This window comes from Cellvibrio sp. pealriver (assembly GCF_001183545.1).
Lineage (GTDB): Bacteria > Pseudomonadota > Gammaproteobacteria > Pseudomonadales > Cellvibrionaceae > Cellvibrio.
Genome location: NZ_KQ236688.1, coordinates 4,018,754 through 4,044,987, shown reverse-complemented (window position 1 = coordinate 4,044,987; position 26,234 = coordinate 4,018,754). Strand labels below are relative to the sequence as shown.

Below are 26,234 nucleotides of genomic sequence, written 5' to 3'. Positions count from 1 at the left end.
GGCAACCCATTGAGATGCCAGAATGCAGCACCTTGGTGCTACCCTCCAGCGGGAAAGCGAAAGCTTTCCCGTTTTGCTTTTAAGGGGGACCTAAAACCGATCGTTGAGACTCATTCCAGGCATGGCTGTCTGTCGTAAAAAACCCTGATCTTCTGCTAAACTCGCCGCTTCCATGCAACAGACTGCCCAAACACCAGCGAGACAACATGCTCAAACGCTTGCTTAACCTCTTTACGTCAAAAGATTCCAGCAAAGTATCAAGTGCCGCTCCCAATGGCGCGATTGCCATTCCACGCGACCAACACAATATCTCTCGCAAAAATATCAGTCAGGCAGCAATCCGAATTATCAAGCAGTTAGAAGATTCCGGCTTTTCTGCCTACCTGGTGGGCGGAGGCGTGCGCGATCTATTACTTGGCAACCACCCCAAAGATTTCGATGTGGCCACCAATGCCCGCCCCGAGGAAGTAAAACGCCTGTTCCGCAGCGCGCGCATTGTGGGACGCCGTTTCCAGATCGTCCATGTCCGTATGGGGCGCGAAGTCATTGAGGTCACCACCTTCCGTGGCCATCACGAAGACACATCCCAACATTCATCCCGCAGCGAAGACGGTATGCTGTTACGCGATAACGTCTATGGCACATTGGAAACCGATGCCATGCGCCGCGACTTCACCGTCAATGCGCTGTATTACACGTTGAAAGACTTCTCAGTGATCGATTACTGCAAAGGCATGGACGATCTCAAAAGCCGAACCCTGCGCATGATTGGCGATCCGGCAACCCGCTATAAAGAAGACCCGGTACGTATGCTGCGGGCTCTTCGTTTCGCCGCCAAGTTGGGCTTTAACATTGAGCCGAAAACCGCCAAGCCTATCCGCGAGCTGGGCAGTTTGTTATTGAATGTGTCTGATGCGCGCCTGTTTGAGGAAGTGCTCAAGCTGTTTTTGGGCGGCTCAGCGACTGCTACATTTAGCCTGATGCGTGAGTACGATCTGCTGGTACACCTGTTCCCCGGAACGGATACAGCGCTCAAGGCAGGTGATACCCTCGGGGCGAGCCTGGTTGAGCAATGCATGATCAATACCGATAAACGTATCCGTGCCGATAAAACGGTTACCCCGGCGTTTATTTATGCCGCACTCCTGTGGCCTGCATTGCAACAGCAATTCCAGCTGCTTTCCGGAAAAATGACGCCAGCGCAGGCATGGACGCAAGCTGCAACCAACACCATCAACCTGCAGCTGACCCGCACAGCCATTCCCAAGCGCTTCCTGATCCCCATGCGTGAAATCTGGGATTTGCAACAACGCTTGCCCAGCCGGTTGGGAATGCGCGCCCTGCGCACATTGGATCACCCACGCTTCCGTGCAGCTTATGATTTCCTATTGATGCGGGAAGCCGCTGGCGAAGCACTGGATGGATTGGGTGTGTGGTGGACCAATTACCAAACCGCCACCGAAGATGAACGCGAACAAATGGTGAAAGAGGTTGCACGGCAATCCAAAACCGGCGGCGCAACAAAACCTCGCCGTCGCCGTTCACCTCGTAAACCAAGGGGTGATGCAGCTCCCGGCGGGAACGAATAACCCATGGCGCTGGCCTATGTCGGTCTGGGAAGCAATCTGGAAGATCCACTGGCGCAGGTAACGCGTGCATTTGATGAGCTGGCAGCACTGACGCACACCAGCTTAATTGCACGCTCAGCTATTTATTCGAGCGCTCCAATCGGCCCCGAGCAGCCAGATTACATCAACGCAGTGGCACTACTTGATACCCAACTGGAACCTCTGGCGCTGCTGGATGCCCTGCAATCCATAGAACAGGCGCATCAACGGGTTCGCCTCCAGCATTGGGGGCCACGCACTCTGGATTTGGACATACTGCTTTACGACAATCAAACCATTCAACATGCGCGGCTGGTAGTACCTCATCCTTATCTCACCCAGCGCGGTTTTGTACTTTATCCTTTGGCAGACATTAGCCCGAATTTACAACTGCCGGATGGCCAAACGTTACAGGCACTGCTGCACCAATGTCCGTTTGAAGGCTTGGTGCGCTTGCCAGACAACGGTTTGCCGAACCACCGCTAACCGGCCGCAAGGAGTTATCGTGGACGCTGTATTTGAAGAATTGGGTCTTGACCTTACCAACACCAGACTGCCGCGCTATATCGCGGTAGAAGGTTGCATAGGCGTGGGTAAAACGACCCTCGCGCGCAACATCGCCAGTCTGTTTAATTACGATATGCTGTTAGAGCAGCCGGAGGAAAATCCTTTTCTGGAACGTTTTTATCGCGATCCAAAATCTACCGCGCTGCCAACACAATTATTCTTTTTATTCCAGCGCGCAAACCAACTACAAAATTTGCGCCAGGACGATATTTTCGAACCGGTTCGTGTAGCCGATTTTTTGATAGAAAAAGATCAATTGTTTGCCAAGGTGACGCTCGATGACGATGAGCTGAACATTTATCGCCAGGTGTACGACAAACTCGTCATCAACGCGCCGCGCCCTGATCTGGTGATTTATTTGCAGGCACCGCTGGATGTATTGCTTGAACGTATTCGCCAGCGCGGCATTAGCGCCGAGCAATATATCAGCGCCGATTATTTAAAAGCGCTCAACGATACCTACACTGAATTTTTTCATTTTTATGATGGTGCGCCGCTATTGATCGTCAACGCCAAGGATTTAAACCTGGCGAAAAATCGCGACCATTTCAAACAACTGGTGGAATATATTCTTACCATCAAGAGCGGCCGTCACTATTACAATCCGGTGCCAGCACTGTAATCGTTAACCCTGAATGAATATTGAGAGCGAGCCTAGCCATGCCTTACGGAACGATCAACAGCACCCCTACAGCGAACACGGCTCTGACTAAAAATGTCACCATCAATACGCTGCATAAATTAAAAAGCAGTGGCGAAAAATTTGTAGTCATCTCATTGTACGACGCGCACATGGCAGCTATGGCGCAGCGCTGTGGTGTGGAAGTGGTATTGATTGGCGACTCACTCGGCATGACGGTGCTCGGTTACGACAGCACCATTCCCGTCACCATGGAACAGATGATTTACCATGTGGAAGCCGTCGCGCGTGGCAATAAAAAATCGCTGATTATTGGCGACCTGCCGTTTATGACCTACGCAACACCGGAAGATGCCATGCGCAACTGCATGCGCATTATGCAGGCCGGTGCACAGATGGTAAAACTGGAAGGCGGAGCCTGGCTTGCCGACACAGTACGCATGCTTGCGGAGCGCGGCGTACCCGTGTGCGCACATTTGGGCTTAACGCCACAGTCAGTCAATAAATTTGGTGGTTTCCGCGTACAAGGCCGCGATCAGGAAGGTGCTGACAAAATTCTCAGCGATGCAAAATTACTGGCAGATGCAGGCGCTGATTTATTAGTTTTGGAATGTGTGCCCGCCGCACTGGCAGCACAAATCACGCGTGAAACTCCCATTCCGACAATTGGAATTGGTGCCGGGCGCGATGTGGATGCGCAAGTGTTAGTCATTAATGACATTCTCGGATTAACAGAACAACCGCCAAAATTTTCCAAAAACTTTTTATTGGAAGCGAACGATATTCCCGGTGCCATGCAAAAATATGTCGCCGATGTAAAAGCCGGTATTTTTCCCGGTGACGACAATATTTTTAATTAATGCTTTGCGCAGTGACGGCATTACGCCATCCCTGTGTGTAGGTCACAGAATGATGTCTGCTCATAAGCCCTCTTCACTCGACCACACCTTCATAGTCTGTACCGCTAACAACTTACACTCACCTTTTTGCTCGACGTAAGTTCGCATAAATTGATAACGATAGGTGCGCAGGGTTTTACCATCGGGATTTAATTTATCGACACTGCTCAAGCCTTGCAGCACTACCGTGTTATCCAGCCGATGCTGGCTTACATCATGCGAGCGACGCGCATGGGCTTGCTCTTCCGGTTTTTGCACGCGTGCGATCAGCTGATCTTTATTTTCTTTCATACTGGCGAGGTTGTGCACCCAATAAAACGCTGGTGCCAGCAACTTATCCAAAAATGCCACATCGCCAGATTGCAGCGCCTGCTCATATTGCAAATCCAGTTGCACAATATTTTCTGCATCAAGACAACTATTTGCCTCTGCCGTAAAAGCCAGACAAACACTCCAATAGGCAGCCACAACAACGTATTTTTTCATTGCTAACACTCACCATAAAAATGACCATAGAAACAGAATGGAAAAAATAAAAACAGAATGGCCAAAATAGAAACAAAAAAAAGCCGACACCACAAGATGCCGGCCAAGACCATACTAGATTACAAATAAAGGGGAGTTCCAAACTGGGCTAAAAAAACCCGTCGGTAAGGTACTGCCTTCCTAAATCGATAAGCCAAGCAAACTGTTACCTGAACATATACCTGAACACCATCAGGCACCCTTGGACTTACAGGAAGAAACCGTTACCGGTAGCTTTAGTATTGTTCAGTTTTCAGGCGTTGCCAGTTTTTTTATCGCTGTAGTTAAATTATTTGGCGATAAACCCAAACGCCTGATTAAGAATGGCTATATAAACGTTAAACCCCGCCAGAAATCTTTACGAACCATTACGAACCATTACGCCCCATCAATACCATCGATTCATTAATCAAATGTTCCAGTCGCACGGCAGTGGTCGAGCGCAGCGCAAAATCATCGACCAATTTGCGCAAACGGCTGAGCTTGGGGCGCACCGCGCGAAACTCTTCGGTTACCGGTTCGTAGTCAAGGTCGTGATCCTGCACACTCAGCTTGCCCAATTCGGATAACTCCGCGTGCAGGGCGCTGATCAAATCAAAGAAAAAATCTTTGCGATCAAGGCTATTGGCTTCCCAATAGGCTTGGCTTAAACCTGCCAGTAAGTCTTCAAGAATTTTGATCGCACAGGAGATACTGTTGTTCGGCATAACACACCTTTTCGCTTTAATTATCCGTTCTAATAGTCAATGACTGGAGTATAGAAGACTTTAACCAGCTTGCCGGATGAGCCTGCTAAACTCCGCGCCCGCACTAGAAAACAACGCAACCCTGGATAGCATCATGCCCGCAGAACAGCTCTGGCTTTTTATCACCATCACCCTGGTTTTATCGGCCAGCCCCGGCCCCGTTATGCTCGCCTGTATGATCGATGCCGGGCGCTACGGCATAGGTAAATCGGTTTACACCATGCTCGGTGCAAGCGCAGGGAATTTGGCGCTGATGCTGCTCTCAGCGCTGGGGCTGGGATTACTGGTAGAAGAAGCCGAAGCCGTGTTCCATACCATTAAATGGATCGGCGCTGCCTATTTGGTGTATTTGGGAATCCAGCTGCTGCGGGCACCACCGCTGAGTGCCGATATGTACGCGCGCAACGTGCGCAGCCATCACTTATTCGGCAAAGCATTTATGGTTGCTGTCACCAACCCCAAAGGCCTGGTTTATTTCGGCGCACTCTTTCCACAATTTATCGACATTAATAAATCCATGCCGCCACAGTTCACGCTATTGACCGTGATTTTTCTGCTGATGGATTTAATCTGGATGACGGTCTACGCCGTGGGCGGGCATAGCATCATGCGCTGGCTGAAATCCCCCGAGCATCAACGCTGGTTCAACTGGATATCCGGTGGCGCATTGATACTCGCAGGCGGCGCATTGGCATTTACCAAGCTCTGATTTGATTAGTCATTGGTTGCGGCAATTCATCGCAGCCATTCATTTAGGAATAAGCAAAGAAAAAAGTATTCTTTTTAAAAAAAATCACCTGCCATTAAGCTGCGCTCATTCAACGATGGATCCAACCACGGAATTCATAAACCCAATTCCTCCAGAGGAGCAGCACCGTGAGCCCCCAGCAAAAAACCATTTTTTCAGGTAAGCCATTAAGGTTGCCGCATCAACTGGAAAAATTTTCTGTGATCATTGTGCCGGGCTTGCGCAACAGTGATGAACATCACTGGCAAAGCCTGTGGCAAGCACAATTGCCCAACAGCAAACGCATTCATGTCGATGACTGGGCAACTCCCTCGCTCGAACAATGGAAAGCCGGTATCGCTACAGAATTGGCGCAGCTTGATAAGCCCGCCATCCTGATTGCCCACAGTTTTGGCACACTGGCCAGCGCGAGTATTGCGAGTGAATTTCCCGATAAAATTGCCGCACTTTTTTTAGTGGCACCCGCTGACCCGGATAAATTTTCAATCGCACAACAACTGCCGCAAACCGCGTTGCCGGTACCCGCAAAAATCATCGCCAGCAGCAATGACCCATGGCTGAGCGACAGTAAAGCGGCTTACTGGGCGCTGCTATGGGGAGCGGATTTTTTACGCTTGAAAGGGGTTGGACATATCAATAGTGAATCGCATCTGGGATTCTGGCCAGATGGCATCCGCGAGCTGCAGGGCTTAATACGCAAGCAGCGCGCACGCCAGGCGAAGCAATTCCACAAAGCGACAAATACTCACAAGACGGCAGACATTCACAAAGCAACAGATCCGCACTATTCCACTGCTACCAAGAGCCCGGAATTAAATTACGCCGCGTAATGCAAGCCAATAATCCCCCGCTATAATTTTAGCTGGGCTCAGTGACCGTACTGCGCCATGGTTTGAACAGCTAAAATTACAACAGGCACCTCATGGCAACTATTGGCATGGCAGGACGAACGCTGTTGGCGATTTGGATTATCTGCCTTCCATACTTGCCCGGCCATGCACTGGCTCGCGAGACAGTTATTTATTCCTGGGCGGAATCACGCGCGCAAGACGAGCGCGGGCACTACCCCGTTGCGCTACTAACACTGGCGCTGCAAAAAGCCGGCGGAACTTATGATCCCCGCCCTGCCAAGCATGATTTAACCCAGGAGCGCACACTGCGCCATGTAGAATTACAGCGCGAACTGGATATTACCTGGACCCTCGCTACCCCCGAACGCGAAGCCCGTTTGCTGCCAATCCGCATTCCCATCGACCGCGGTTTACTTGGCTGGCGCTTGCTACTGATTAACAAATCCGATGTGAATTTTTTTGCAGGGATTAACAGTGCACAGCAGATCAAACAACTGCTCGCAGGCCAGGAACAGGATTGGCCGGATTATAAAATCCTGCTCCACAATAATTTCAAAGTAACGCCCACTACCAATTACGAAGGGCTGTTCCTCATGCTCAAGCGCGGGCGCATTCGCTATTTCCCGCGCGCAGCGACAGAAATCCTGCCGGAAATACATGCACACCCACAACTGCCCATGGCAATAGCACCACGATGGGCATTGTATTATCCGGCACCGGTCTATTTTTTCGTGAACAAGCAGCGCCCGGAATTAGCCGCCGCCATTGAGAAGGGCCTTCTGATTGCGATTGCCGATGGCAGCATGCAAACCTTATTTCATCAGCACTTTTCCGAACACATCACTCAATTGGATTTGCAACACCGCGAGCTGATCCTCTTGGATAACCCATTACTCTCCGCAGATACTCCGCTGGATAATGCTGCGCTTTGGTATTCCCCTGCACGAGGTTTTTAAATGCCGCTCCCCTGGTTTACACGGAACGACACATCATCACAGATACAACAACAGCATCGCTTGGGTTTTCGCATTGTATTTGTCGTGCTCGCCAGTACACTTTTGTTTGCCAGTTTGATTTCCGTTGTACTGATTTATCGCGCGTATCAAGCTGCTGTCACCGATGCAAAAGCGCAGACCCTTGTCATCGAAAAAAATTATCTGCCATTACTGGGCGCTGCACTCTGGTCAGTGGATGAGCCGCGCATTAATGCACTTCTTAACAGTATTGCGCAGATGCCACATGTCGGGCGGGTAACGCTGGAGGATGATATAGGCACAACATGGGAGCGAAATGCACCTACCCAAAACACAACTCTCGCACGCACAAAATTCCCTATTCATTACGACGATAATGGCGAAACATTTTTACTCGGTTTCTTGCATGCCGAAACCGTCAACACCCACATCATTGCAAACCTGCAGCGTACTGCACAGCGTATTGCGCTATCCACACTCAGCACCCTGCTGATCTGCGCAGTATTTATTTTATTGATCATTCATTTCCGGATTAGCCGTCATTTGGAAAAAATGGCGCGCTACGCCCAAGCACTGGATTTAACAACACTCAATACACCGCTAGTGCTGGATCGCGCTTCCAACCATAAACCGGATGAACTCGATCTTGTTTCAGAAGCCATTAACCACATGCGCATCCGCATTCGTGACGATGTGGAAAAACGCAATAAACTATTGCAGGAATTAACTCGCCATCGTGAGCAACTTGAATTATTGGTAGATGAGCGCACCAAAGATTTACGACAGCAAACCCATTTACTGGAACAACAGGCAGATGCATTGCGCGAACAAAACCGCGAGCTGGATGCCTATGCCCACACTGTGGCACACGATTTAAAGCAACCCCTCACCAATATGGTTGCCAGCACTACGCTACTAAATGCCGAAAACCTAACGCTACCCGATGAAAAGAAAAAAATCCTGCTGGGAGGTATGCAACGCTCTGCGCAAAAAATGCAGGCAATTATTGAATCACTGTTGTTATTAGCCAGCGTGCGCCAAGCCGATAAAATCCAGCGCGAGCCATTGGATATTGGCCAGATCGCACATGAAGCCTGCAATCGGCTGCAACCTCTAGCAGACAAACACCACGCCAATATCCAATTCAATGAAAACTGGCCAACCGCACTCGGCCATGAACAATGGGTAGAAGAAGTGTGGGTGAACTATTTATCCAACGCGATCAAATACGGCGGCACATCACCGCTGATTGTGATGGGAGCCGATACGACCCAAGAGGGAAAAGTGAAATGCTGGGTCAAGGATTTTGGAGCAGGGCTAACCGACGAACAGCAAGCTGAATTATTCGATTTATTTGTGCGCTTTGATAAAAAATCCACCGACGGACACGGCCTCGGCCTCTCAATCGTTAAACGCATCGCCCACGCACTGGACGGCGAAGTCGGTTACGAACGATCCGACGATGGCGGCAGCGTATTTTGGTTTAGTTTACCAACCGCAAAATAATCATTATTGACATTCCCCCCCCTACCACATACCATAAAAGGTATGTGGACAATATTTGAACATAGGAAACTATCCAAACAGCTCGGCAAAATTCCAGCCGAGATTCTGGCTCGCTATGAGATATGGAAAAGCATTGTAGAAATTTCTGGCCCAGACGGACTGAAAGCCATCAAAGGCTTTAAAGATGAAAATTTACAAGGCGAGTGGAAAGGCTTTCGCTCGTCGCGCTTAAATATTCAATATCGCGTGATTTATCAGGTTAAGGACAAAGAGCTTTACGTAAACGTTGTCGAAGTCACCCCTCATGATTACAAGAGGAAATCCTGATGAAAGATTTTATTCCTGCCAAACAGCACATAGCGGTAACACCCGGCGAATCTGTCCGTATTATTCGTGAATTACAAGAACTTAGCCAAAATCAACTGGCAGAACTCACTGGTATTCCACAATCAACCATTTCCAGTATTGAGTCTGGCCGCATTAATCTTGGTGTCGAACGCGCCAAAGTATTAGCAACTGCATTAAAATGCCATCCGGCGGTATTGGTGTTTCCGGGGTGGAAATTGAACACAGACGAAGCAGCCTGATCTCTTTAAGAACGTTTGAAAAACATAAAAACCGCGCGACAGCTCAATGTCACGCGGTTTTTTTATTTACACCACTAATTAAGCCGGAGCACTGGTACGGATCAAATGATCAAACGCTCCCAGCGAGGCAGTAGCACCTGCTCCCATTGCGATAATAATTTGCTTGTAGGGAACGTTGGTGCAATCACCTGCGGCAAACACACCCGGCACAGAAGTTTCACCGCGGGCATTGATTTCAATTTCACCGCGATTGGTCAACTGCACCGTACCTTTAAGGAAATCGGTGTTGGGCAATAAACCGATTTGCACAAAAATACCTTCCAGCTCTACTGTCGCTATTTCATCGGTATTGCGGCTTTTGTATTTCAGCGCAGTGACTTTTTCACCGTTGCCGATCACTTCTGTCGTCAGCGCTTCGGTAATCACTGTCACATTCGGCAAGCTGAATAATTTGCGTTGCAATACGGCATCGGCACGCAATTTGGAATCAAACTCAATCAACGTGACATGCGCAACAATACCGGCCAAATCAATCGCCGCTTCTACACCGGAGTTGCCACCGCCGATAACAGCGACGCGCTTGCCTTTAAATAAAGGACCATCGCAGTGCGGGCAGTAGGCCACACCTTTGCCGCGATATTCTTTTTCACCGGGTACATTCATTTCTCTCCAGCGCGCACCGGTCGCAAGAATAATGCTTTTACTTTTTAAGGTTGCGCCGCTCGCGAGTTTTACTTCCACCAGATCGCCGGGAACAATGTCTACCGCTTTTTGCAAGTTCATCACATCAACATCGTATTCCTTAACATGCTGCTCCAAGGCCATCGCTAATTTCGGCCCTTCGGTTTCTTTTACTGAAATAAAATTTTCAATCGATACGGTGTCCAATACTTGTCCGCCAAAACGCTCGGCGACAACACCGGTGCGAATACCTTTGCGCGCAGAATAAATTGCCGCTGCTGCACCGGCTGGGCCACCGCCGATAACTAATACATCATAAGGGTCGCGTTCGCTCAATGCTTTTGCATCGCGCTCGGCAGCACCGGTATCGATTTTTGCGATGATCTCTTCCAGCGTCATACGGCCTTGGCCGAAATGTTCACCGTTCAAGTACACACTTGGCACCGCCATCACCTGACGCTTGTCCACTTCGCTTTGAAAGAGCGCGCCGTCGATCATGGTGGCCGAAAAATTCGGGTTAATCGCTGCCAGTAAATTCACTGCTTGCACTACGTCCGGGCAGTTGTGGCAGGAGAGCGAGACAAACACTTCAAAATGAAATTGGCCGTTAATCGCTTTAATTTGCTCAATGGTTTTTGCATCCACTTTTGGTGGATGGCCGCCGGTTTGCAATAACGCTAACACCAGCGAAGTAAATTCATGCCCCATCGGGATACCGGCAAAATGAATGCGAGCGGCTTCGTTTTGTGCGGCTACCGCAAACGATGGGCGATAGGTTGAATTACCTTGATCACTCACACTCACCTTATCGGAAAGCGTAGAAATTTCTTGCAGAAGACTATACATCTCCTGACTTTTTGCGCTGTCATCCAGACTTGCAACCAGTTGGATGGGGCGTTGCAGTTTTTCCAAATAGGCTTTGAGTTGGCCTTTAATCGCGGCATCTAACATGGTGTTCTCCATAAGAATTTTTTAATAAAAGCCCGCCTCGTGAGCGGGCTTTTTTAAACAGATTTATTCGCGTGCGAACGTCATCCCCGCATGCGGGGATCCATAGGTCTTAAATTCAAGAACTGGACTCCCGCAAGCGGGAGTGACGAAAAAATTTGCGTTAGATTTTGCCAACCAAATCCAGAGACGGAGCCAGTGTCGCTTCACCTTCTTTCCACTTGGCAGGGCACACTTCACCTGGATGCGCAGCAACGTATTGCGCCGCTTTTACTTTGCGCAGCAGTTCGGAAGCATCGCGGCCAATACCACCCGCGTTGATCTCGATGATTTGGATTTTGCCCTGCGGGTCAATCACAAAAGTACCGCGATCAGCCAAGCCAGCTTCTTCAATCATCACACCGAAGTTGCGGGTGATAGTGCCGGTTGGGTCGCCGATCATCGGGTATTGGATTTTGCCGATGGTTTCAGAACTGTCGTGCCAGGCTTTGTGGGTGAAATGGGTATCGGTCGATACGGAATAAATCTCTACACCCATCTTTTGGAATTCAGCGTAGTTATCCGCCAAATCGCCCAATTCAGTGGGGCACACAAAGGTGAAGTCCGCCGGGTAAAAGAACACCACTGACCACTTGCCTTTCAGGTCAGCCTCGGTCAGATGGACGAATTTGCCTTGGTGATATGCCTGTGCACTGAAAGGTTTGATTTCTGAATTGATAGTTGCCATGAGTCACACTCCTAAGTCTATGCGGGCTACGCCCGTGGGTTAATTACGTTACGGGGCACAGATTAGGGAGTTAAGCGCCAAGCGGCCAATTGAGTATCGCCATACGGGCCATTTGTAAAATCTATCAGAACATAATTATCAATCCTTATTGGCTATCAAAAGAGCAACATCACATCATAGCGCCACGGCTTTCGGGTAGAGGGCAAGAGATGTATCAGGCGACGCAATTCCAAGTACCGGGGAATACTGCTATGTTCTTTAACCGAGCAGAGGGTCAGTTGCGGACAAGTTAACGAACCTCGATTAGTTTTGGATGCGATCAAATTAAATTGAAAATGTGGATGGGAATAATTTCCAACGCAACGCGTGTATGCTTTTCCCTTAATAACAAGACCAAGATCATGCAATTAATCGCAAGTTTTTACACTCAAGCAAAAGCCAATAAGCTCAGGAGACATCTTGAAAAAAACGGCATTGCCGTTTATGTGGAATATGAAGGTGCAAGAGGTAGCGGCATAAAATACAGTGTTTTCTCTGCTCTAGATCATCAACATCAAGATGCTCTTCTTTTGATGAGTGACCCAGATCATGTGGTTGTTCACAAGATCGATGTGAGCGAATATCAAGCGTACACTGAAGGAGCAGATGGTAAAGAAATGGCACTCGAACTCATGATGAAAGGAATATGCGTTTTCACCTTACTTGTGATATCGCTGGTTGGCTTGATCATTTTCTTTTCCAAAACAAACTAGCTCGACGCATAAAATGCTATTACGCGATCCTTTTAACACCAAAACATATCCAAAAATAAACATACCTTCGCCACATTAAACGTTAGGTCACACTATGCTGAGAATATTATTTCTCCTATCATCAATTGGTTTTTTGAGCTCTTTGACTGTTCATTTTGGCTTACTTTTTTGGCCTGACATAGCAGCGACAAAGCATATACGTTTTTTACACATCGGCATTTTTATTACTTTCACGCCATTTATCTTCTATTTAGCGAATGGAAAATCTAAAAATAATTTTATGACTGAATTTACGAATATCATTCCTATTAAGTATTCAGTCCTCTGTGCACTATTGTTTTTTTATATTTTCGTAAACTTTGTCATATTTATGGCGAAATCAAAGGGTGGCGTAGCTGATATCTGGCAAGAACAGTATGTTCTACATAACCACGGCAAACTTATTAGGTATATTACCGAAGCAGAATATAAAGTATTGCAAGTCAATGAGATTCGTGGATTTTCAGGTCATTGGTTATTTTTCTATTTCACTCCAATGGTATTTTTCTACTTTAAAATAAAAAGCAAGTAGGTTGGGAGCTAACTTCAACAACTGACTGTTAGAAAAACTCTTTCTTTTCTCAAAATATAAATCCATATGCTTTACACAAACAATGCATAGCAGAGCCAGCTAATTGAAACTCAGTAAACGACTACAAAAAATCGAATCCATGGTGAGTTCGCAATACGATCATATTTGGGATTGTTGTTGTGACCATGGTTTATTGGGCGCAAAGCTGGTGACCAGAAAGGCAGCGCCTTATGTTCATTTTGTGGATCTTGTACCTGAGCTTATGGATCAGCTGGAAAATAAACTGAAGCGTTATTTTCCAATTGGTGAAGAGCCAAATTTCCATTCCCTTTCCTATTCGCAATGGCAAGTGCATTGTATGGATTTATGTCAGTTGCAATTGCAGGAATTTAAGGGAAAGCATTTAGTCATTATTGCGGGTGTGGGCGGTGATTTAATGAGTACGATGGTTAAGGCAATTGCACAAAACAACGCTGCTGCCGACATCGATTTTCTCTTGTGCCCTGTGCACCACCAATACACGTTAAGGCAACAATTAATTGCGCTCGATCTTGGTTTGAAAGCTGAAACCTTGATGATTGAAAATCGTCGCTATTATGAAATTATCCTGGCATCTCCCCATAACAATAATGGTGTTTCAACTATAAGCCCTGTCGGCGATTCAATTTGGCAATGTCGCAATCAGGAAGAATTTAATCTTGCGTCTGGCTACCTGAACAAAACGCTCGCACATTACCAGCGACAGCAACTAAAGCGCGGCGCAGAAGTACAGCCAATAATAGATGCTTATAGTGCGGTCACTCTCCAATATTCTTAACGTAAACTCGTTATATTCAGTGCACAACACCCGCTGCACAATGAAAGGATACACTTTGGTACAATTTGACTTTCTTTGGTAAACACCTTCGGTTGGTAGCTCTTTACACTCTGCCAAATGAAAACGTCATTGACAGGAGCCGCTATGAAAAAACCAGGTAAAACAATAAGTGCTTTTTTACTCACGCTCATAACAGCATCCATCGCAAGCTGTAGTCTTGCGGAAGAAAGTCAGAATATAGAGAAGCCGCAAAGCGAAAATAATCGCGATGGCTATTACCTTTCTATCGGGGCGGGCTATATCAATCTGGAGTCGCCTACGTTTGAAAAAACCGATGGTGTCCGGGTCGTTTTTAATGGCCGTTATCAATGGAAGGGTTTTTTTGCTGAGGCCGCTATTGATGCCTCCCGAGATAAAAATCTTCCTGCATTAGGGTACAACTTCTATAACACCGACCACTGGAGCCTGGATGCCATTTTCGCTGTTACCGGCTCGGACTTGCGGTTTAAATATAACTATTATGGTGAAGCCAAGCAGATATCCGCCCAACCGCCGCGCGGTGTTGGTTTAAGAGCGCAAGGCAGCTGGGGAAATACATTTGTACAAGCTATTGCTCTGCCCTATTACCACGAAGAATTTCGGACAGATAGCGCAATTGAGTATGCATCGTTATGGGCTGGTCACCGCTGGCAAATTAAAAACTGGAGCCTGAGTGGACTGGTCGGCGCACAATACCAGTCGAGTGGGTTGCTGGATCATCAATGGGGGGTAACAGAAAATGAGGCGGATGAATTTATTTCTGCCTATCAGCCTTCATCCGGCATTGATTACACAGCACAAATTGATTTGACATACCCCGTAACCAAAAACGTGTTATTTCAAATGTATTCCAGACACATGCTCTATTCAGATGAGACGCTGGATAGCCCAATGGTAAAAAAAATTCGTGAATACCATAAGCACCCCGAACAGGAACGCGAGTTCGGCATTTTGTTGAACTACGTGTTTTAAGGATGAACTGACATGAAAAATAACTATCAGTTCATCTGTATTGTTTTGCTTTTTGTATTTTCGAATGCAGTTACAGCAGCCGATCAATATCTTCACTCGTCAATCACGTTATCGTTGAAACCCAAAGAATGTGTTGTGCTCAAAGAAGGGGACAAGTGTTATGCCGATGTCGCCATTAAATGGAAGGCGAATGTACCCAGCTCTTTGTGCCTATATCGAGCACCGGATGAAATTAAATTGACCTGCTGGGATACCCAGAATGAAGGCCAGTTTACCGAGAAGCTGGTGATGGATGAACCTGTAGACTATTATCTGGCAACGGCTGATGACTCAGAAATTCTGGCAAAAGAAACACTGCATCTTTTCTGGGTTCATAAAAAATCAAATAGACCCAATTCCACTTGGCGACTTTTTTAATGGCAATTAACACAACCAATGAATAATCAATCTGCAGGATCAATTCTTATTGTTGAAGACGATATAGAGTTACAACAATGGATAGCCGACTACCTTACCGGAAAAGGATTTACCTGCATCTGCACAGAAAATGGCACGGAAGCCGTTACATTAATTACCGATATGCAACCGGATATCGTGTTATTGGATGGCGCATTACCGGGGTTAGATGGCTTTGCTGTTTGTAAAACAGTAAGGCCTTTTTTTCGCGGTGCCATTATTATGATCACAGCGCGCGATGAGGAAATTGATGAAATATTGGGGCTGGAAGCCGGTGCAGATGATTACCTGATTAAACCCATAAGAGCGCGCGCGTTATTGACGCGAATTCAAAAACTTCTCGAAAAGAAAGTAATCACAGCACATTCAAAAACATTGACCTTTAATAATCTGGTTATTGACCCTTATTCGCAATCTGCCCTTTTAGCTGGCATTGATGCAAAACTTACCTCGAAAGAATTTGAAGTCCTGTGGGTTTTGGCTTCGCATCCGGGCGAGATAGTTACACGTGACACTTTACTGAAAGAACTCAGGGGTTATGAGTTTGATGGACTCGACAGATCTATTGACCTGCGTATTTCACGGGTAAGAAAAAAATTGAATGATTCGGGTGAGGAACCTTATCGCATCAAAACCATTTGGGGCAAAGGCTACCTTTTTGTAAGAGATGCCTGGTAAGGTTATTTATGCTGACACTACGCACACTTAGCCTGTCACTCCTGCTCACAATTGTCGTTACCTCCATTGGTGCAGGGTTACTACTGGACAAGCTCTACAGCACATTAAACTCAAGCGATCAACCTGATAGTGGCTTAACGCAACCACAATTGGAAGCAATTGGCATACAGCTTTCAGCCACGCTGCGGAACATTGAAAGCAAAGAGGAATTTATACGTATTTGGCAAAAGGGAAATCCATTTATTTCATTGGAAATCGTGCAGCAAGACGATATGAAAATACCTGCCGAGCTGATTCAGGAATTAAAAAAAACTGGCTATCTAACGCTTTCGTCATCAAGCATTATTAGCGCCTACTTCCCAAATAATGCAGATAGCTTTTTTGTGCTGCGCACTCCACAGATAACAAAACCAAAGAAAAATAATTGGTTACCGATTCTCTTCACTATCCTTTTCTACGCCTTGTTAATCGCCATTACCGTTATGTGGCTGACCCCGTTAATTCGCCGTTTACAGACAATAAAATCATCCGCCAAAAAATTGGGTGAAGGCAATCTGAGCGCGCGAATCGCTCCGGGTAATATTTCGTATATAAATGATATTGAACTCGAATTTAATCGCATGGCACAGCGCATTGAAGATCTGGTATCGGACATCAGCTTATTAAGCTCAGCGATTTCCCATGAATTGCGTGCGCCTTTGGCGAAATTGCAGTTCGGTTTGGATGCATTACGCGATGAAGACGATATAGAAAAACGCCACACCTACGAAGATCGCCTTGATAAGGTGATAGCCGACATGACAAACCTTGTTGAGACCTTGCTGAAATATGCGCGGCTGGACAAAAATATCGCGCAGCTCACGCAGGGTAAAATGGATCTATTAGAGCTATGCAACAACGCCATTACCTCTATTACACAGCAAGATGACAAGAAGGCCTTCACTGAAATCAATATAACGGCGGCTGAGAATTTTTATATCGTAAATGGCGATGCTTTTTATTTAAACTTGCTGATAGAAAATTTACTCTCCAATGCAGTTAAGTATGGTTCAGGAAAAATACTTGTTAGTGTTCAGCAATATGAAAAACATATTTTACTTTCCATTGAAGATAACGGGCAGGGAATAGACAAGCAATTCCGGCAGGATATATTCAAACCTTTTATTCGTGGGAAGAATACAGAGAGCAACCCCCATCAACCTGCACAGAAAGGACATGGCCTTGGCATGGCGTTAGTAAAACGCATTGCCGATTTGCACAATGTAACAATTGATATTGCAACATCAGAAACCTTGGGTGGAGCAAGGTTCACACTGTCATTTCCGCGCATACATTCTTCGCACGCCTAACCACACCGATAATAACTGCATACAATTTGATAAACCTTGATACAGTTATTAAGAGTGATGCAACTTAATCTTATCCCGTTCAAATCACCTACAGGGATAATTTTATGTACTCCATTAAAGAAAGCTTTTTCGAAAGAAAATCATTACTCGTTGCCTCATGTGTTAGCATCATCTTGTTAACAGGATGTGACGATAACAATAAAGACCGAAAGGTTTCCAGCTCATCGTCAAGCTCATCTCTATCGAGCGCATCAGTTAGCTCATCTTCTTCCAGCAATCCGTCCGTATCCGACTCACCTTATCTAGGCCAATGGCACGCGCCTGCCTATGGTTACGTGTTATCGGTAAGTGCTGACAGCAATTCATTTACCGTTAAAAACTACAGTGTTACCACAAAGGACTGTTTATTACAGAATGTTGACAGCAACCTTTCATTATCTGACCTGAAAAAGGATTACCTGCATTCCAACACGCCCACAGAAATGTTGCAGCAAAACATCCCTGACTATTTACCCGCAATCACTTTTAAAAAGCTGGAAGCACCTCCAAAAGTGTGTGAAGACAATCTGCAAAAAGTAAAAACAGACGCGGGCTATTCGTTTGATGCAAAAAAAGACTTCGATATTTTCTGGAATGCATTCAATGAGCTTTACGTCTATTTTGAGTTGAGAGGCATGGATTGGGATAAGGCTTATGATGACGCACTCACGTCAATCGATAATGTCACCAATGAGACAGAATTATTTGAATTTTTAAGTGCGGTTATCGCTCCGCTAGGTGACCCTCATGTCATGCTATTAAAAGCCCCACTCAAACCAGATCTCAACAAAAGTCTGGAGGAAGCACTCACCAAAGAGAGCACTTCTCTTTTTTATACAGAAACGCAAGAAACTCTTTATCAACAATTATTGGCTGAATATTTACAAACGCTGGGGGCGAAAGATGAATTAACCGCAACCCAAATAACTGCAGCAGAAAATTACATAGCTGAAAACTCTGATAAAGTGCGAAGCAACATATTCAGCTATGCGGATACGTCATCAGATATTGAAGTAAGAGCTGCGGGGGAAATAGCCTGGTTTACCACAAAAGATAATATGGGTTATTTACTGATTGACTCCATGTCCGAATACAGCGAGGAACAATCAGGCGTTTTTTCAGGAATGGATGCTGATATTGCTATAGCGGAAGCTACCATCAACGAAGCATTGCAAGATCTGGCGAATACCGATGGGCTTATTATTGATGTTCGCTTTAACGATGGCGGACATGACCAAGTGTCTATCGCCTTTGTTCGCCATTTTATGAGTCGCTCGCAAGTTGTTTACTCCAAATTTGCCGGCAGCGGCGCATTGCAAACACCGCGCAAAGATGTGGTATTGGAACCGGCAGACAAAAACCTTTATTTAAAACCTACTGCCGTGTTAGTGAGCGGGGATACCGTCAGTGCAGCGGAACTCTTTGTTATAGCAATGGCATCCCTACCTCAAGTGGCGATTGTAGGAGAACCAACTGCCGGTGCATTTTCCGATATTCTGATTAAACGCTTAACCAGCGATATCGCCTTTGGTATCAGCAATGAAACCTATTTGGATACGCTGGGGAATAATTACGAAGGCATTGGTATTCCTGCTGATATCGCAGTGCCATTTGCAACGCCTGAAGAGCGTAATGGCGGGTACGACTCTGGTATAGATCAATCCATCAACTGGATTAAGCAGGCACCTTAATCAAAAAGCATTAAACAAAAATGTAAAAAACCAAAGGCAATCGCACATGCGATTGCCTTTTTATTTCGCACGTTGAATCTGCTAATTATTTACGCCAGATTCCGGTGTAGTAAGAACCGCAGTACCACCAACCGTGCAGGTAGAAACCTTGGTTTGCCAAAGTCGTTTTCTTGTTGTTGAAGGTAGTCAGATTCATGCCGTGGTAGGCAACCCAGGCACCTTGCGATGGAACCCAGCTGGTGTTGTAAATCTGGCCGTTGTCGGTGCAGGCATAGGTGTTGGGCATTTCGCCGGAATCGGCAAAGTGGTTGAACCAGGCTTGCATACGCTCATCGGGAATATTGTTCACTGTCCAGTTGCCCACGGAATGCGGTGCCCACACCATCACTTCACCGGTTGGTAATGCATTACCGCTCAACAGATTCCAAGTCGCATTAACCGATGCAGTTTGATTGGCGAAAGATGTGGTTTGGCCGTGATCGAATTTCAACTTCACTGCGCTGCCGCCCGGAGTTTGTACATGCACATGCAGGTGCGGGCCGGATGAATTTCCTACGTTACCCACGTTACCCAAAAATTGGCCTTTGGTTATACGCGCACCGCCGCTCACCGCGCCGTCGGCATTCAGTACATATCCTGGTTTTGCAGTAGAACTGTAGGTTGCCGTCTTGGGGCAGAGACTGCTGGGAATCGTGCCTGGTTGTGCGTGCGCGTAGAGGGCGTAGTTGCCGTCATCTTGCAGCACGTACAAATAGTTACCGGCGTAAGAGATATAACCGTCGGTGACTTTGCTGTGATTGGAACCGGGGGTATTTTCCGGTGCGTTGCGCCAGCAATTTACGACGACACCATCATCCATTGCGCGAATTTTTGCACCGTAGATTATGTAGCTGGAGTTGAGGTTGGTCGCGGATGAATCCGTCTTTAGCTGCGACCATTTACCGCTGCCAATATGGCGACGGGCAACTATATCCAACGCATGAGCCTGCGAGCCACCAGACCAATGAGTATCGGTGGTGTAACGGTAGTTCAGGTTGATGTCATCGGCGCGCAGCGGGAAATCCCCAGCGGTGGCAGCGACAGAAGCTAATGCGGCAGAAGCCACAATCAGTGAACGGGCAATAGCGAGTGAACGAGTAAAACCATGAAGTGCTTTCATTTTCAATTTCCCTATAAGTAAGACCAAGTGAATGTTTTGTAACGCAGAGCCAGCATATCCAGAACCATCGAATACAGCTGTGAAATATTCACTAAGCAAAGCGGTAAAACGTCCTTTGCACATGTCGCTTGTTTATCTGGCCATAAACTGTTGGCTTGTGAGGCTGCAGTTAGACGATAAATTTTTTAATCATCTCCGCGTTGGTAAATACCACTACACCGCCTAAGCTTAAAGAGCGTTACCGACAGTGATAAACAGGAGGTGAGCACCATGAGCAAATCGCAAGATAAACGTAAAGAAAGTAAGAAACCTGCAAAACATACTGCGAAAGAAAAGCAGCAATTGAAAAAAGCCAAACAGGCTGAGCAGGCGCATCGCGAGTTTTAGCTTCTGACTCTGTTTAGGTTGGAAATAAGGGCGCAGTCATTGCGCCCTTTTCATTTTTGGATTTAACGCCTGCATTTAACGACTTAACTAGCGCCCACAGTTTACATCGCCTTCTCTCTCGCCCCTTTCAACACGCCCAACATCCCTAACCGATCCTGGCTCAGGATGCGGATGTGCAGCTTATAGACTTTGAAAACCTATATGATATTTATTATCATTTGTATAATATATGCATTTAGAAAAACATCACATTTGCAGTCACACCCATTCTTTTCCGGTAGGGAGCCGTTATGCGTCATTTATCGCGCAGCGCTTTGGCGCTGTCTGTTGCAAGTATCATTTGGGGTGCCAGTGCCTATGCGCAAACCAGCCAAACCCCAGATGCCAGTAAGGGCGAGATTGAAACCACCTATGTTTACGGTGAGCCTGAAAAAACCAAGACCGCAACCAAGTTAAACCTGTCGGTGCTGGAAACACCGCAGGTGGTATCGGTGATTTCCCGTGACCAGATTGATGACTTCTCCCTGCGCGAGATCAACTCGCTGCTGACCTATGTTCCCGGGGTTACGGTTGAACAGGTGGAGACCGGCCGCACTTACTACACTGCGCGCGGCTTTGACATTGTTAACTTCCAGTACGATGGCCTGGGCGTTCCCTTCGCTTACGGCCTGGGGCATGGCCATGACGACACCGCCATTTACGAGCAGGTGGAAGTCGTGAAAGGGGCGACCGGCCTGATCACCGGGCTTGCCAACCCGTCTGCAACCATTAACTACGTGCGCAAGCGCCCGACGCAAGAAACGCAGGCATCCATTACCGGTTCGGGGGGCAGCTGGAACCAATACCGTGTGGATGGCGATATTTCAGGGCCGATTGTTGCCGACACACTCAGCGGCCGTTTGGTTGTCGCCAAGCAGGATGGCGATTCTTATCTGGATCGCTACGGCAAGGAATTGACCGTTTTCTACGGCGTTGTCAGCGGTGAGGTTACCGATACCACTCGCTTTACCTTGGGGCACAGCATCAACGACAGCCACAGCGATGCCAATTCATCCGGCGCCCTGCCACTGTTTTACAGCGATGGTTCACTGACCCATTACGATGCCTCCACCAACACTGCGCCCGCATGGGCATATCAAGATGTAGAACAAACCCGCAGCTTTGTGGAGCTGGAGCAGGACTTGGGCGCGAACTGGGTGGCGAAGGCCGTTTACACTCGCAATGGACTTGAGAGTGAATGGACATCACTCTATTTGGCAGGCGCACCAGACCCGGTCACCGAAGAGGGTTTACTGGCCCATGCAAGCCTTTACCAAGCGGATGACCAGGAGGATATTTTCGATCTGTTTGTCAGCGGTTCTTTTTCACTGTTCGGACAAGAACATGAGTTGGTCGCCGGGATTAACACAGCCGACATCACCCTGACCGGCCGTTCCATCTACACCGATGAATGGAACTACGCCCCGGTAGGCGCTAATTGGGCAGATGGCAAAACCGCGCTGCCGGTATTTGATGTGTACGATGCAGCAACCCAATCTACCGATATCGACCAGAAGCAAGACTCCTATTACGTATCGACCCGCCTGAATCTCACCGACGCGCTGTCGCTGTTGCTGGGTTCCCGCACCGTGGATATCGAGCAAGACGGCATTAACTACGGCGCACCCGCCACCGCAGCGGATGATGAAACCGTGCCCTATGCCGGTATTACCTATGAAGCCCTGCCGGGCACCGTGCTGTACGCCAGCTACAGCGAAGTATTCAACGCCCAGACCTGGGTTGATGCTGACTTGCTGCCCTTGGGTGCCGTACGCGGTGAAAGCACTGAAGCCGGTGTTAAGCAGGAAGTGTTTGATGGCAATGCCGTGCTCACTCTGGCGATGTTTGAATCCCGGCAGGAGAACTTTGGCGAGTGGGTCACCCGCGACGAAGCCTCCGGTCTCAATATTTATCGCGGCGTCGAGTTTGAAAGCGATGGTTTTGAAGTAGAGCTGGCGGGTGAAATTTTTACCGGGCTGAATATCAGCGCAGGCTATACCCAAGTGGGCGTTGAAGATGAAAACGGCAACGACACCCGCCGTTTTATCCCCAAACACCAGTTTAAAGTGGCCACCGCCTATGCAGTGCCCGCTGTATCCGGCCTGCGCCTGGGTGCCGGTATTAACTGGCAGAGTGAGCTGTATGTCGGGAATACCAGAGTACAGGGGGATTTTGCGCTGGTGGACTTATTTGCCCAGTATGCGCTCACACCAAACCTGAGTCTGGCATTGAACATCAACAATGCCACTGATGAAAAATACTTGCTAAGCCCGCAGTGGGGACAAGCCAACTATGGAGCTCCACTCAACGCGATGGGCTCCATCACCTGGCGTTATTAACCATCCGCAAGATGTATAAAACAGCAGTGTCCAGTCCTGAAATAAGTTGACACTGATTTATCCAAACGCCCGATGCACCTCATCGGGCGTTTTGTATTCTAGGGATAGATGCGGACGACGTTCGTTGTAGATCCGAATCGACTCGGCCACCATCACTTTTGCTTCTGCAAGATCCCTGGGTTTCCTTATCAAAAACTCACTTTTCAAAATACCATTCACACGCTCTGCCAGCGCATTTTGATAGCAGTCGTAACCATCCGTCATCGAACAATGAACACCGTATTGATAATGCAATTTCTGGTATTGCGCTGAACAATACTGAATACCCCGATCTGAATGGTGGATGAGCTCATCACCACTGCGTCGCTGCTGTAGTGCTTGTTTATACGCACCGATTACTGACTCAGCCTTCAGATTGTCATGGACGCAATGCCCCACAATCTTGCGCGAATAGGCATCGGTCACCAAACTCAAATAGGCCTCGCCCTGATGCACGGGTAAATAGGTAATGTCAGCCACCCAAACATGTTCTGGTCGTTGCGGAATCACTTGATGTTCACCAGGCTTCAGAAGATTGGGATGTTTGCGAAAGCGATGATGGCTGTGCGTTGTTTTGTGATAAGCCCGCTTGGTGGGAACCAGCAGGCGATGTTCGCGCAGCAAAGCAAACAGTCGATCTCGCCCCACAACCAATGCGGATTGTTGTAACAAGCGCTGTAGTTTGCGCGTTCCGATGCAGGGTTGTAATGCACGTTCACGCTGCACCGCATCAAGGAGTATCTGCGTGTGCACTTCTCGTTGTCGCACCCGCTTACATTGTTGATACCAGGCTTGCCGACTGATGCCGAGTAGCTGGCAACCACGGACAACGGATAAACCCGCTAACGTTTTCGTTTGGATGATGTTCCGTGCGGCTTTTTTACCACGCTGACTCCATAGTCGCGCTTGAGTACATCAACCACCGCTTCGAAAAAATCCGCTTTTTGTTGGGTTAGAGCGAGCTGCTGTTCCAGTTCTTTGATGCGCTGTTCTGGCGTTTGAGGGCGAGGATTATCGGACATGAGGAGGCCTTTTGCTGGTAAACCTAATGACCAATCCAGTTGACCATGCTTGCGCAGCCAACACAAGACTGTAGATCTGCCTTGTATACCGTAGCGAGACTGGGCTTGTTTATAAGTCATCTCTCCTTTTTCGATTTGATCGACAAGAGCCAATTTAAAGGCGAGAGAGTAATCACGCTGGGTGCGTTTAATAACGGGATTCATAACACTTTCCTCAGTAGAGAGTAGAAAAGTGTCAACTTTATTCAGGACGGGTCACAGGCAACAAAAAGGGCGCAATGATTGCGCCCTTTTTGTTTACCACAGAAATCAATCGGGTTTATTGCATTTTTTATTGCAGAGAATCCATCGCACTAGTTGCCCATAAACTCACGCACCCGCAACAATTTCTCAGCCACTTCAGAACCTTGGGGCGCAAAGCGCAGCCCTTGTTGGGCAAACATATCGGCCTTTTGCGACAGGCCTAATTGGGCATAGGCTTGGGCGAGCACCAGATACAAATCTGCCGCGCGGCGCTCAATACGCAGGCCGCGCTCGGCAGTCGCAATTGCGCCTTGATAATCCTGTTGCAGATATTGGCTGTGCGCCTGTCTGGCCAGACTCAATGCTGCCGGGTTCAGGGTTTGTACTGGCGGTGTCGCTGGCGTTGGCACTACACCGGGTTGGGGTTGCACAACGACAGGTTCAGCGGGCTTGGTGACGGCGGGTTTTTCAATAACCGGCGCAGGGCGCTGCGGGGCTTGCGGTTGGGTAGAACAGCCAACGATGGTGAGCACACCTGCGATGGCACAGGTGCGCGCCAATAAACGGATCGATACAAACATTGTAAGTAACTCTTAATAAGTTTAACGCTTAAATAGCTCAGATAAATAAATAGCCCAAATGAGACGTTCTGGTGCGATGGATTGCGGTCGATAAAGGGAACGGCGGCGGTTTACTCGTTCTCTTTCGCCGCCGCTTTTAGCAAGCGCGCCACTTCTTTCCACATATCAAGATACGCCAGTGCCGCGCGGCTGCGCTGATTGTAGCTGGTCAGGGGCGCACGGCGCAGCCCCATTTGCTCCACGGCAGCATCATTGGGGATATACGTCTTGAGCATCGGCACCGGCATTTTCTTGCTGTTTTCAATCGCTTCGCGGTGCAGGCTGCGGCGCATATCCACCTGATTGAAAAAGCCGACGATACGCCCGGGGGCCGACTTCTTGCCTTTTAAAAACTCCACCACCTGTTCCATCGCACGGATCGACAAGGGGCTGGGGATCATCGGGATCAGCAAAATATCCACCTCCATCAACAGCTGCTCCACGCTGGGTGACAATGTCGGTGGACAGTCAAAAATCAGAATGTCGGCTTTATCGCTCAGGGGTTTGAGCAGTTGCTTGAGAAACTTTTTGTCTTTGCTGAGCTCGTCGAATTCGCTGTCCAGACTGCGCAGACTCAAGTCGGAGGGAATCAGCATCAAGCGTGGATAAGGACTGTACAGCTCCATCTCACCAATGGATTTGCCCTTGCTAAACAGTTTGATCGCCTTGGCAGCTTCCGGCTCCTGCTGGCAAAACCAGCTGGCTGCCGCTTGCGGGTCCAAGTCCCAGAGGATGACGTTTTTCTTCGCCGCAGCGGCCATGTAGGCCATGTTGACTGCCGTCGTAGTTTTACCCACGCCGCCTTTGAGGTTGTAAAACGCGATTTTTATCATAAGGATTCCGTCTTTTAGGAAGTTACCGAGCGACCAGCCTGAATATTAACTTGTAGCATTTTTAACCGAATCCTTCAAAATTTATGCAGCGATTTGCGCGAAAAAGTGTTTACTAAGGCGCAATCGGGCGTCGACAGGTACACTCAGCCCCCATCGCCTCACTGGCTGCTATTGCGAACCCCA

General features: G+C 47.8%; 27 protein-coding genes. 19 read left to right on the top strand and 8 right to left on the bottom strand.

From position 1 onward, the window contains the following. Window positions 1–206: 206 nt before the first annotated feature. Genes pcnB through panB form a run of 4 tightly spaced genes read left to right on the top strand, consistent with a single transcriptional unit; the run spans window position 207 to window position 3,674 of the window. Window positions 207–1,589: a polynucleotide adenylyltransferase PcnB gene (gene pcnB, locus VC28_RS17550; RefSeq protein WP_049631786.1), complete on the top strand. Its 1,383-nt coding sequence runs from the start codon at window positions 207–209 to the stop codon at window positions 1,587–1,589. Between the two features lie 3 nt (window positions 1,590–1,592). Then, entirely contained in the window at window positions 1,593–2,093 is a 501-nt protein-coding gene (folK, locus tag VC28_RS17545) for a 2-amino-4-hydroxy-6-hydroxymethyldihydropteridine diphosphokinase (protein ID WP_049631785.1), read from the top strand. A gap of 19 nt (window positions 2,094–2,112) precedes the next feature. After that, window positions 2,113–2,796, top strand: coding sequence for a deoxynucleoside kinase (locus VC28_RS17540; RefSeq protein WP_049631784.1), 684 nt, complete (start codon window positions 2,113–2,115; stop codon window positions 2,794–2,796). Between the two features lie 38 nt (window positions 2,797–2,834). After that, complete coding sequence (gene panB / locus VC28_RS17535; RefSeq protein WP_049631783.1) at window positions 2,835–3,674, top strand: 3-methyl-2-oxobutanoate hydroxymethyltransferase; 840 nt, start codon at window positions 2,835–2,837, stop codon at window positions 3,672–3,674. Between the two features lie 60 nt (window positions 3,675–3,734). On the opposite strand, the gene VC28_RS17530 is transcribed toward panB, so the two are convergent. Both VC28_RS17530 and VC28_RS17525 read right to left on the bottom strand, forming a co-directional pair. Continuing rightward, the gene (locus VC28_RS17530) at window positions 3,735–4,199 is read right to left on the bottom strand and encodes a nuclear transport factor 2 family protein (RefSeq protein ID WP_049631782.1); all 465 of its coding nucleotides are present in this window, start codon (window positions 4,197–4,199) and stop codon (window positions 3,735–3,737) included. A 407-nt stretch (window positions 4,200–4,606) separates the two neighbouring features. Beyond that, window positions 4,607–4,945 carry a hypothetical protein gene (locus tag VC28_RS17525; RefSeq protein ID WP_049631781.1) on the bottom strand — a complete coding sequence of 113 codons (339 nt, stop codon included), beginning with the start codon at window positions 4,943–4,945 and terminating at the stop codon, window positions 4,607–4,609. A gap of 133 nt (window positions 4,946–5,078) precedes the next feature. Between VC28_RS17525 and VC28_RS17520 the strand changes: the two genes are divergently transcribed. The 6 genes from VC28_RS17520 to VC28_RS17495 all read left to right on the top strand — a co-directional run bounded on the left by VC28_RS17520 (window position 5,079) and on the right by VC28_RS17495 (window position 9,650). Further along, window positions 5,079–5,693, top strand: a complete 615-nt coding sequence (locus VC28_RS17520; RefSeq protein WP_049632507.1) for a LysE family translocator — start codon at window positions 5,079–5,081, stop codon at window positions 5,691–5,693. A gap of 167 nt (window positions 5,694–5,860) precedes the next feature. Then, entirely contained in the window at window positions 5,861–6,562 is a 702-nt protein-coding gene (locus VC28_RS17515) for an RBBP9/YdeN family alpha/beta hydrolase (RefSeq protein ID WP_231591824.1), read from the top strand. Between the two features lie 92 nt (window positions 6,563–6,654). Further along, window positions 6,655–7,539, top strand: a complete 885-nt coding sequence (locus tag VC28_RS17510; RefSeq protein WP_049631780.1) for a type 2 periplasmic-binding domain-containing protein — start codon at window positions 6,655–6,657, stop codon at window positions 7,537–7,539. Further along, the gene (locus VC28_RS17505; RefSeq protein ID WP_049631779.1) at window positions 7,540–9,063 is read left to right on the top strand and encodes a sensor histidine kinase; all 1,524 of its coding nucleotides are present in this window, start codon (window positions 7,540–7,542) and stop codon (window positions 9,061–9,063) included. Between the two features lie 42 nt (window positions 9,064–9,105). Beyond that, window positions 9,106–9,390, top strand: a complete 285-nt coding sequence (locus tag VC28_RS17500; RefSeq protein ID WP_049631778.1) for a type II toxin-antitoxin system mRNA interferase toxin, RelE/StbE family — start codon at window positions 9,106–9,108, stop codon at window positions 9,388–9,390. Beyond that, a complete protein-coding gene (locus VC28_RS17495; RefSeq protein WP_049631777.1) occupies window positions 9,390–9,650 on the top strand; it encodes a helix-turn-helix domain-containing protein in 261 nt (86 codons plus the stop codon). Before VC28_RS17500 ends, VC28_RS17495 begins: the two co-directional genes overlap by 1 nt. A gap of 78 nt (window positions 9,651–9,728) precedes the next feature. Here VC28_RS17495 and ahpF read toward each other — a convergent pair whose 3' ends face one another. Together ahpF and ahpC are read right to left on the bottom strand one after the other, a co-directional pair. Further along, entirely contained in the window at window positions 9,729–11,282 is a 1,554-nt protein-coding gene (ahpF, locus tag VC28_RS17490) for an alkyl hydroperoxide reductase subunit F (RefSeq protein ID WP_049631776.1), read from the bottom strand. Between the two features lie 160 nt (window positions 11,283–11,442). Then, window positions 11,443–12,006: an alkyl hydroperoxide reductase subunit C gene (gene ahpC, locus VC28_RS17485; protein WP_049631775.1), complete on the bottom strand. Its 564-nt coding sequence runs from the start codon at window positions 12,004–12,006 to the stop codon at window positions 11,443–11,445. A 401-nt stretch (window positions 12,007–12,407) separates the two neighbouring features. Here ahpC and VC28_RS17480 point away from each other — a divergent pair, with 401 nt between their 5' ends. The 8 genes from VC28_RS17480 (at window position 12,408) to VC28_RS17440 (ending at window position 19,370) form a co-directional block, all read left to right on the top strand. Continuing rightward, window positions 12,408–12,758: a hypothetical protein gene (locus VC28_RS17480; protein WP_156184355.1), complete on the top strand. Its 351-nt coding sequence runs from the start codon at window positions 12,408–12,410 to the stop codon at window positions 12,756–12,758. Window positions 12,759–12,852: 94 nt separating this feature from the next. Further along, window positions 12,853–13,329 (top strand): hypothetical protein, encoded by a 477-nt coding sequence (locus VC28_RS17475; protein ID WP_049631773.1) that lies wholly within the window; start codon window positions 12,853–12,855, stop codon window positions 13,327–13,329. 103 nt (window positions 13,330–13,432) lie between these two features. Then, complete coding sequence (locus tag VC28_RS17470; RefSeq protein ID WP_053094227.1) at window positions 13,433–14,146, top strand: tRNA (adenine(22)-N(1))-methyltransferase; 714 nt, start codon at window positions 13,433–13,435, stop codon at window positions 14,144–14,146. 144 nt (window positions 14,147–14,290) lie between these two features. Next, entirely contained in the window at window positions 14,291–15,157 is an 867-nt protein-coding gene (locus VC28_RS17465; RefSeq protein ID WP_049631771.1) for a MipA/OmpV family protein, read from the top strand. A gap of 12 nt (window positions 15,158–15,169) precedes the next feature. Then, window positions 15,170–15,574 (top strand): DUF3019 domain-containing protein, encoded by a 405-nt coding sequence (locus VC28_RS17460; protein ID WP_049631770.1) that lies wholly within the window; start codon window positions 15,170–15,172, stop codon window positions 15,572–15,574. Window positions 15,575–15,592: 18 nt separating this feature from the next. Next, the gene (locus tag VC28_RS17455; RefSeq protein ID WP_049631769.1) at window positions 15,593–16,291 is read left to right on the top strand and encodes a winged helix-turn-helix domain-containing protein; all 699 of its coding nucleotides are present in this window, start codon (window positions 15,593–15,595) and stop codon (window positions 16,289–16,291) included. A gap of 8 nt (window positions 16,292–16,299) precedes the next feature. Next, window positions 16,300–17,640 carry a HAMP domain-containing sensor histidine kinase gene (locus VC28_RS17450; protein WP_049631768.1) on the top strand — a complete coding sequence of 447 codons (1,341 nt, stop codon included), beginning with the start codon at window positions 16,300–16,302 and terminating at the stop codon, window positions 17,638–17,640. A gap of 104 nt (window positions 17,641–17,744) precedes the next feature. Continuing rightward, the gene (locus VC28_RS17440) at window positions 17,745–19,370 is read left to right on the top strand and encodes a S41 family peptidase (RefSeq protein WP_082191605.1); all 1,626 of its coding nucleotides are present in this window, start codon (window positions 17,745–17,747) and stop codon (window positions 19,368–19,370) included. Between the two features lie 85 nt (window positions 19,371–19,455). Here the strand turns inward: VC28_RS17440 and VC28_RS17435 are convergent, their stop codons facing one another. Beyond that, window positions 19,456–20,529: a M23 family metallopeptidase gene (locus tag VC28_RS17435; protein ID WP_049631765.1), complete on the bottom strand. Its 1,074-nt coding sequence runs from the start codon at window positions 20,527–20,529 to the stop codon at window positions 19,456–19,458. A gap of 677 nt (window positions 20,530–21,206) precedes the next feature. On the opposite strand from VC28_RS17435, the gene VC28_RS17430 reads away from it, so the two are divergent. Beyond that, entirely contained in the window at window positions 21,207–23,294 is a 2,088-nt protein-coding gene (locus VC28_RS17430; protein WP_049631764.1) for a TonB-dependent siderophore receptor, read from the top strand. Between the two features lie 57 nt (window positions 23,295–23,351). On the opposite strand, the gene VC28_RS19630 is transcribed toward VC28_RS17430, so the two are convergent. The 3 genes from VC28_RS19630 to VC28_RS17410 all read right to left on the bottom strand — a co-directional run bounded on the left by VC28_RS19630 (window position 23,352) and on the right by VC28_RS17410 (window position 26,051). Next, window positions 23,352–24,559 (bottom strand): IS3 family transposase gene (locus VC28_RS19630; protein ID WP_156184249.1). Its coding sequence is split into 2 segments (ribosomal slippage): window positions 23,352–24,217 and window positions 24,217–24,559, totalling 1,209 coding nucleotides; the frame shifts between segments, so codons are not numbered across the junction. Window positions 24,560–24,708: 149 nt separating this feature from the next. After that, entirely contained in the window at window positions 24,709–25,179 is a 471-nt protein-coding gene (locus tag VC28_RS17415) for a hypothetical protein (protein WP_049631763.1), read from the bottom strand. Window positions 25,180–25,289: 110 nt separating this feature from the next. Further along, window positions 25,290–26,051, bottom strand: coding sequence for a ParA family protein (locus tag VC28_RS17410; protein ID WP_049631762.1), 762 nt, complete (start codon window positions 26,049–26,051; stop codon window positions 25,290–25,292). Window positions 26,052–26,234 lie beyond the last annotated feature (183 nt).

Coding starts and splice junctions, on each gene's coding strand:
- pcnB (WP_049631786.1), top strand. CDS start 207: ATGCTCAAACGCTTGCTTAACCTCTTTACGTCAAAAGATTCCAGCAAA.
- folK (WP_049631785.1), top strand. CDS start 1,593: ATGGCGCTGGCCTATGTCGGTCTGGGAAGCAATCTGGAAGATCCACTG.
- panB (WP_049631783.1), top strand. CDS start 2,835: ATGCCTTACGGAACGATCAACAGCACCCCTACAGCGAACACGGCTCTG.
- VC28_RS17530 (WP_049631782.1), bottom strand. CDS start 4,199: ATGAAAAAATACGTTGTTGTGGCTGCCTATTGGAGTGTTTGTCTGGCT.
- VC28_RS17525 (WP_049631781.1), bottom strand. CDS start 4,945: ATGCCGAACAACAGTATCTCCTGTGCGATCAAAATTCTTGAAGACTTA.
- VC28_RS17520 (WP_049632507.1), top strand. CDS start 5,079: ATGCCCGCAGAACAGCTCTGGCTTTTTATCACCATCACCCTGGTTTTA.
- VC28_RS17510 (WP_049631780.1), top strand. CDS start 6,655: ATGGCAACTATTGGCATGGCAGGACGAACGCTGTTGGCGATTTGGATT.
- VC28_RS17505 (WP_049631779.1), top strand. CDS start 7,540: ATGCCGCTCCCCTGGTTTACACGGAACGACACATCATCACAGATACAA.
- VC28_RS17500 (WP_049631778.1), top strand. CDS start 9,106: ATGTGGACAATATTTGAACATAGGAAACTATCCAAACAGCTCGGCAAA.
- VC28_RS17495 (WP_049631777.1), top strand. CDS start 9,390: ATGAAAGATTTTATTCCTGCCAAACAGCACATAGCGGTAACACCCGGC.
- ahpF (WP_049631776.1), bottom strand. CDS start 11,282: ATGTTAGATGCCGCGATTAAAGGCCAACTCAAAGCCTATTTGGAAAAA.
- ahpC (WP_049631775.1), bottom strand. CDS start 12,006: ATGGCAACTATCAATTCAGAAATCAAACCTTTCAGTGCACAGGCATAT.
- VC28_RS17480 (WP_156184355.1), top strand. CDS start 12,408: ATGCAATTAATCGCAAGTTTTTACACTCAAGCAAAAGCCAATAAGCTC.
- VC28_RS17475 (WP_049631773.1), top strand. CDS start 12,853: ATGCTGAGAATATTATTTCTCCTATCATCAATTGGTTTTTTGAGCTCT.
- VC28_RS17465 (WP_049631771.1), top strand. CDS start 14,291: ATGAAAAAACCAGGTAAAACAATAAGTGCTTTTTTACTCACGCTCATA.
- VC28_RS17460 (WP_049631770.1), top strand. CDS start 15,170: ATGAAAAATAACTATCAGTTCATCTGTATTGTTTTGCTTTTTGTATTT.
- VC28_RS17455 (WP_049631769.1), top strand. CDS start 15,593: ATGAATAATCAATCTGCAGGATCAATTCTTATTGTTGAAGACGATATA.
- VC28_RS17450 (WP_049631768.1), top strand. CDS start 16,300: ATGCTGACACTACGCACACTTAGCCTGTCACTCCTGCTCACAATTGTC.
- VC28_RS17440 (WP_082191605.1), top strand. CDS start 17,745: ATGTACTCCATTAAAGAAAGCTTTTTCGAAAGAAAATCATTACTCGTT.
- VC28_RS17435 (WP_049631765.1), bottom strand. CDS start 20,529: ATGAAAGCACTTCATGGTTTTACTCGTTCACTCGCTATTGCCCGTTCA.
- VC28_RS17430 (WP_049631764.1), top strand. CDS start 21,207: ATGCGTCATTTATCGCGCAGCGCTTTGGCGCTGTCTGTTGCAAGTATC.
- VC28_RS17415 (WP_049631763.1), bottom strand. CDS start 25,179: ATGTTTGTATCGATCCGTTTATTGGCGCGCACCTGTGCCATCGCAGGT.
- VC28_RS17410 (WP_049631762.1), bottom strand. CDS start 26,051: ATGATAAAAATCGCGTTTTACAACCTCAAAGGCGGCGTGGGTAAAACT.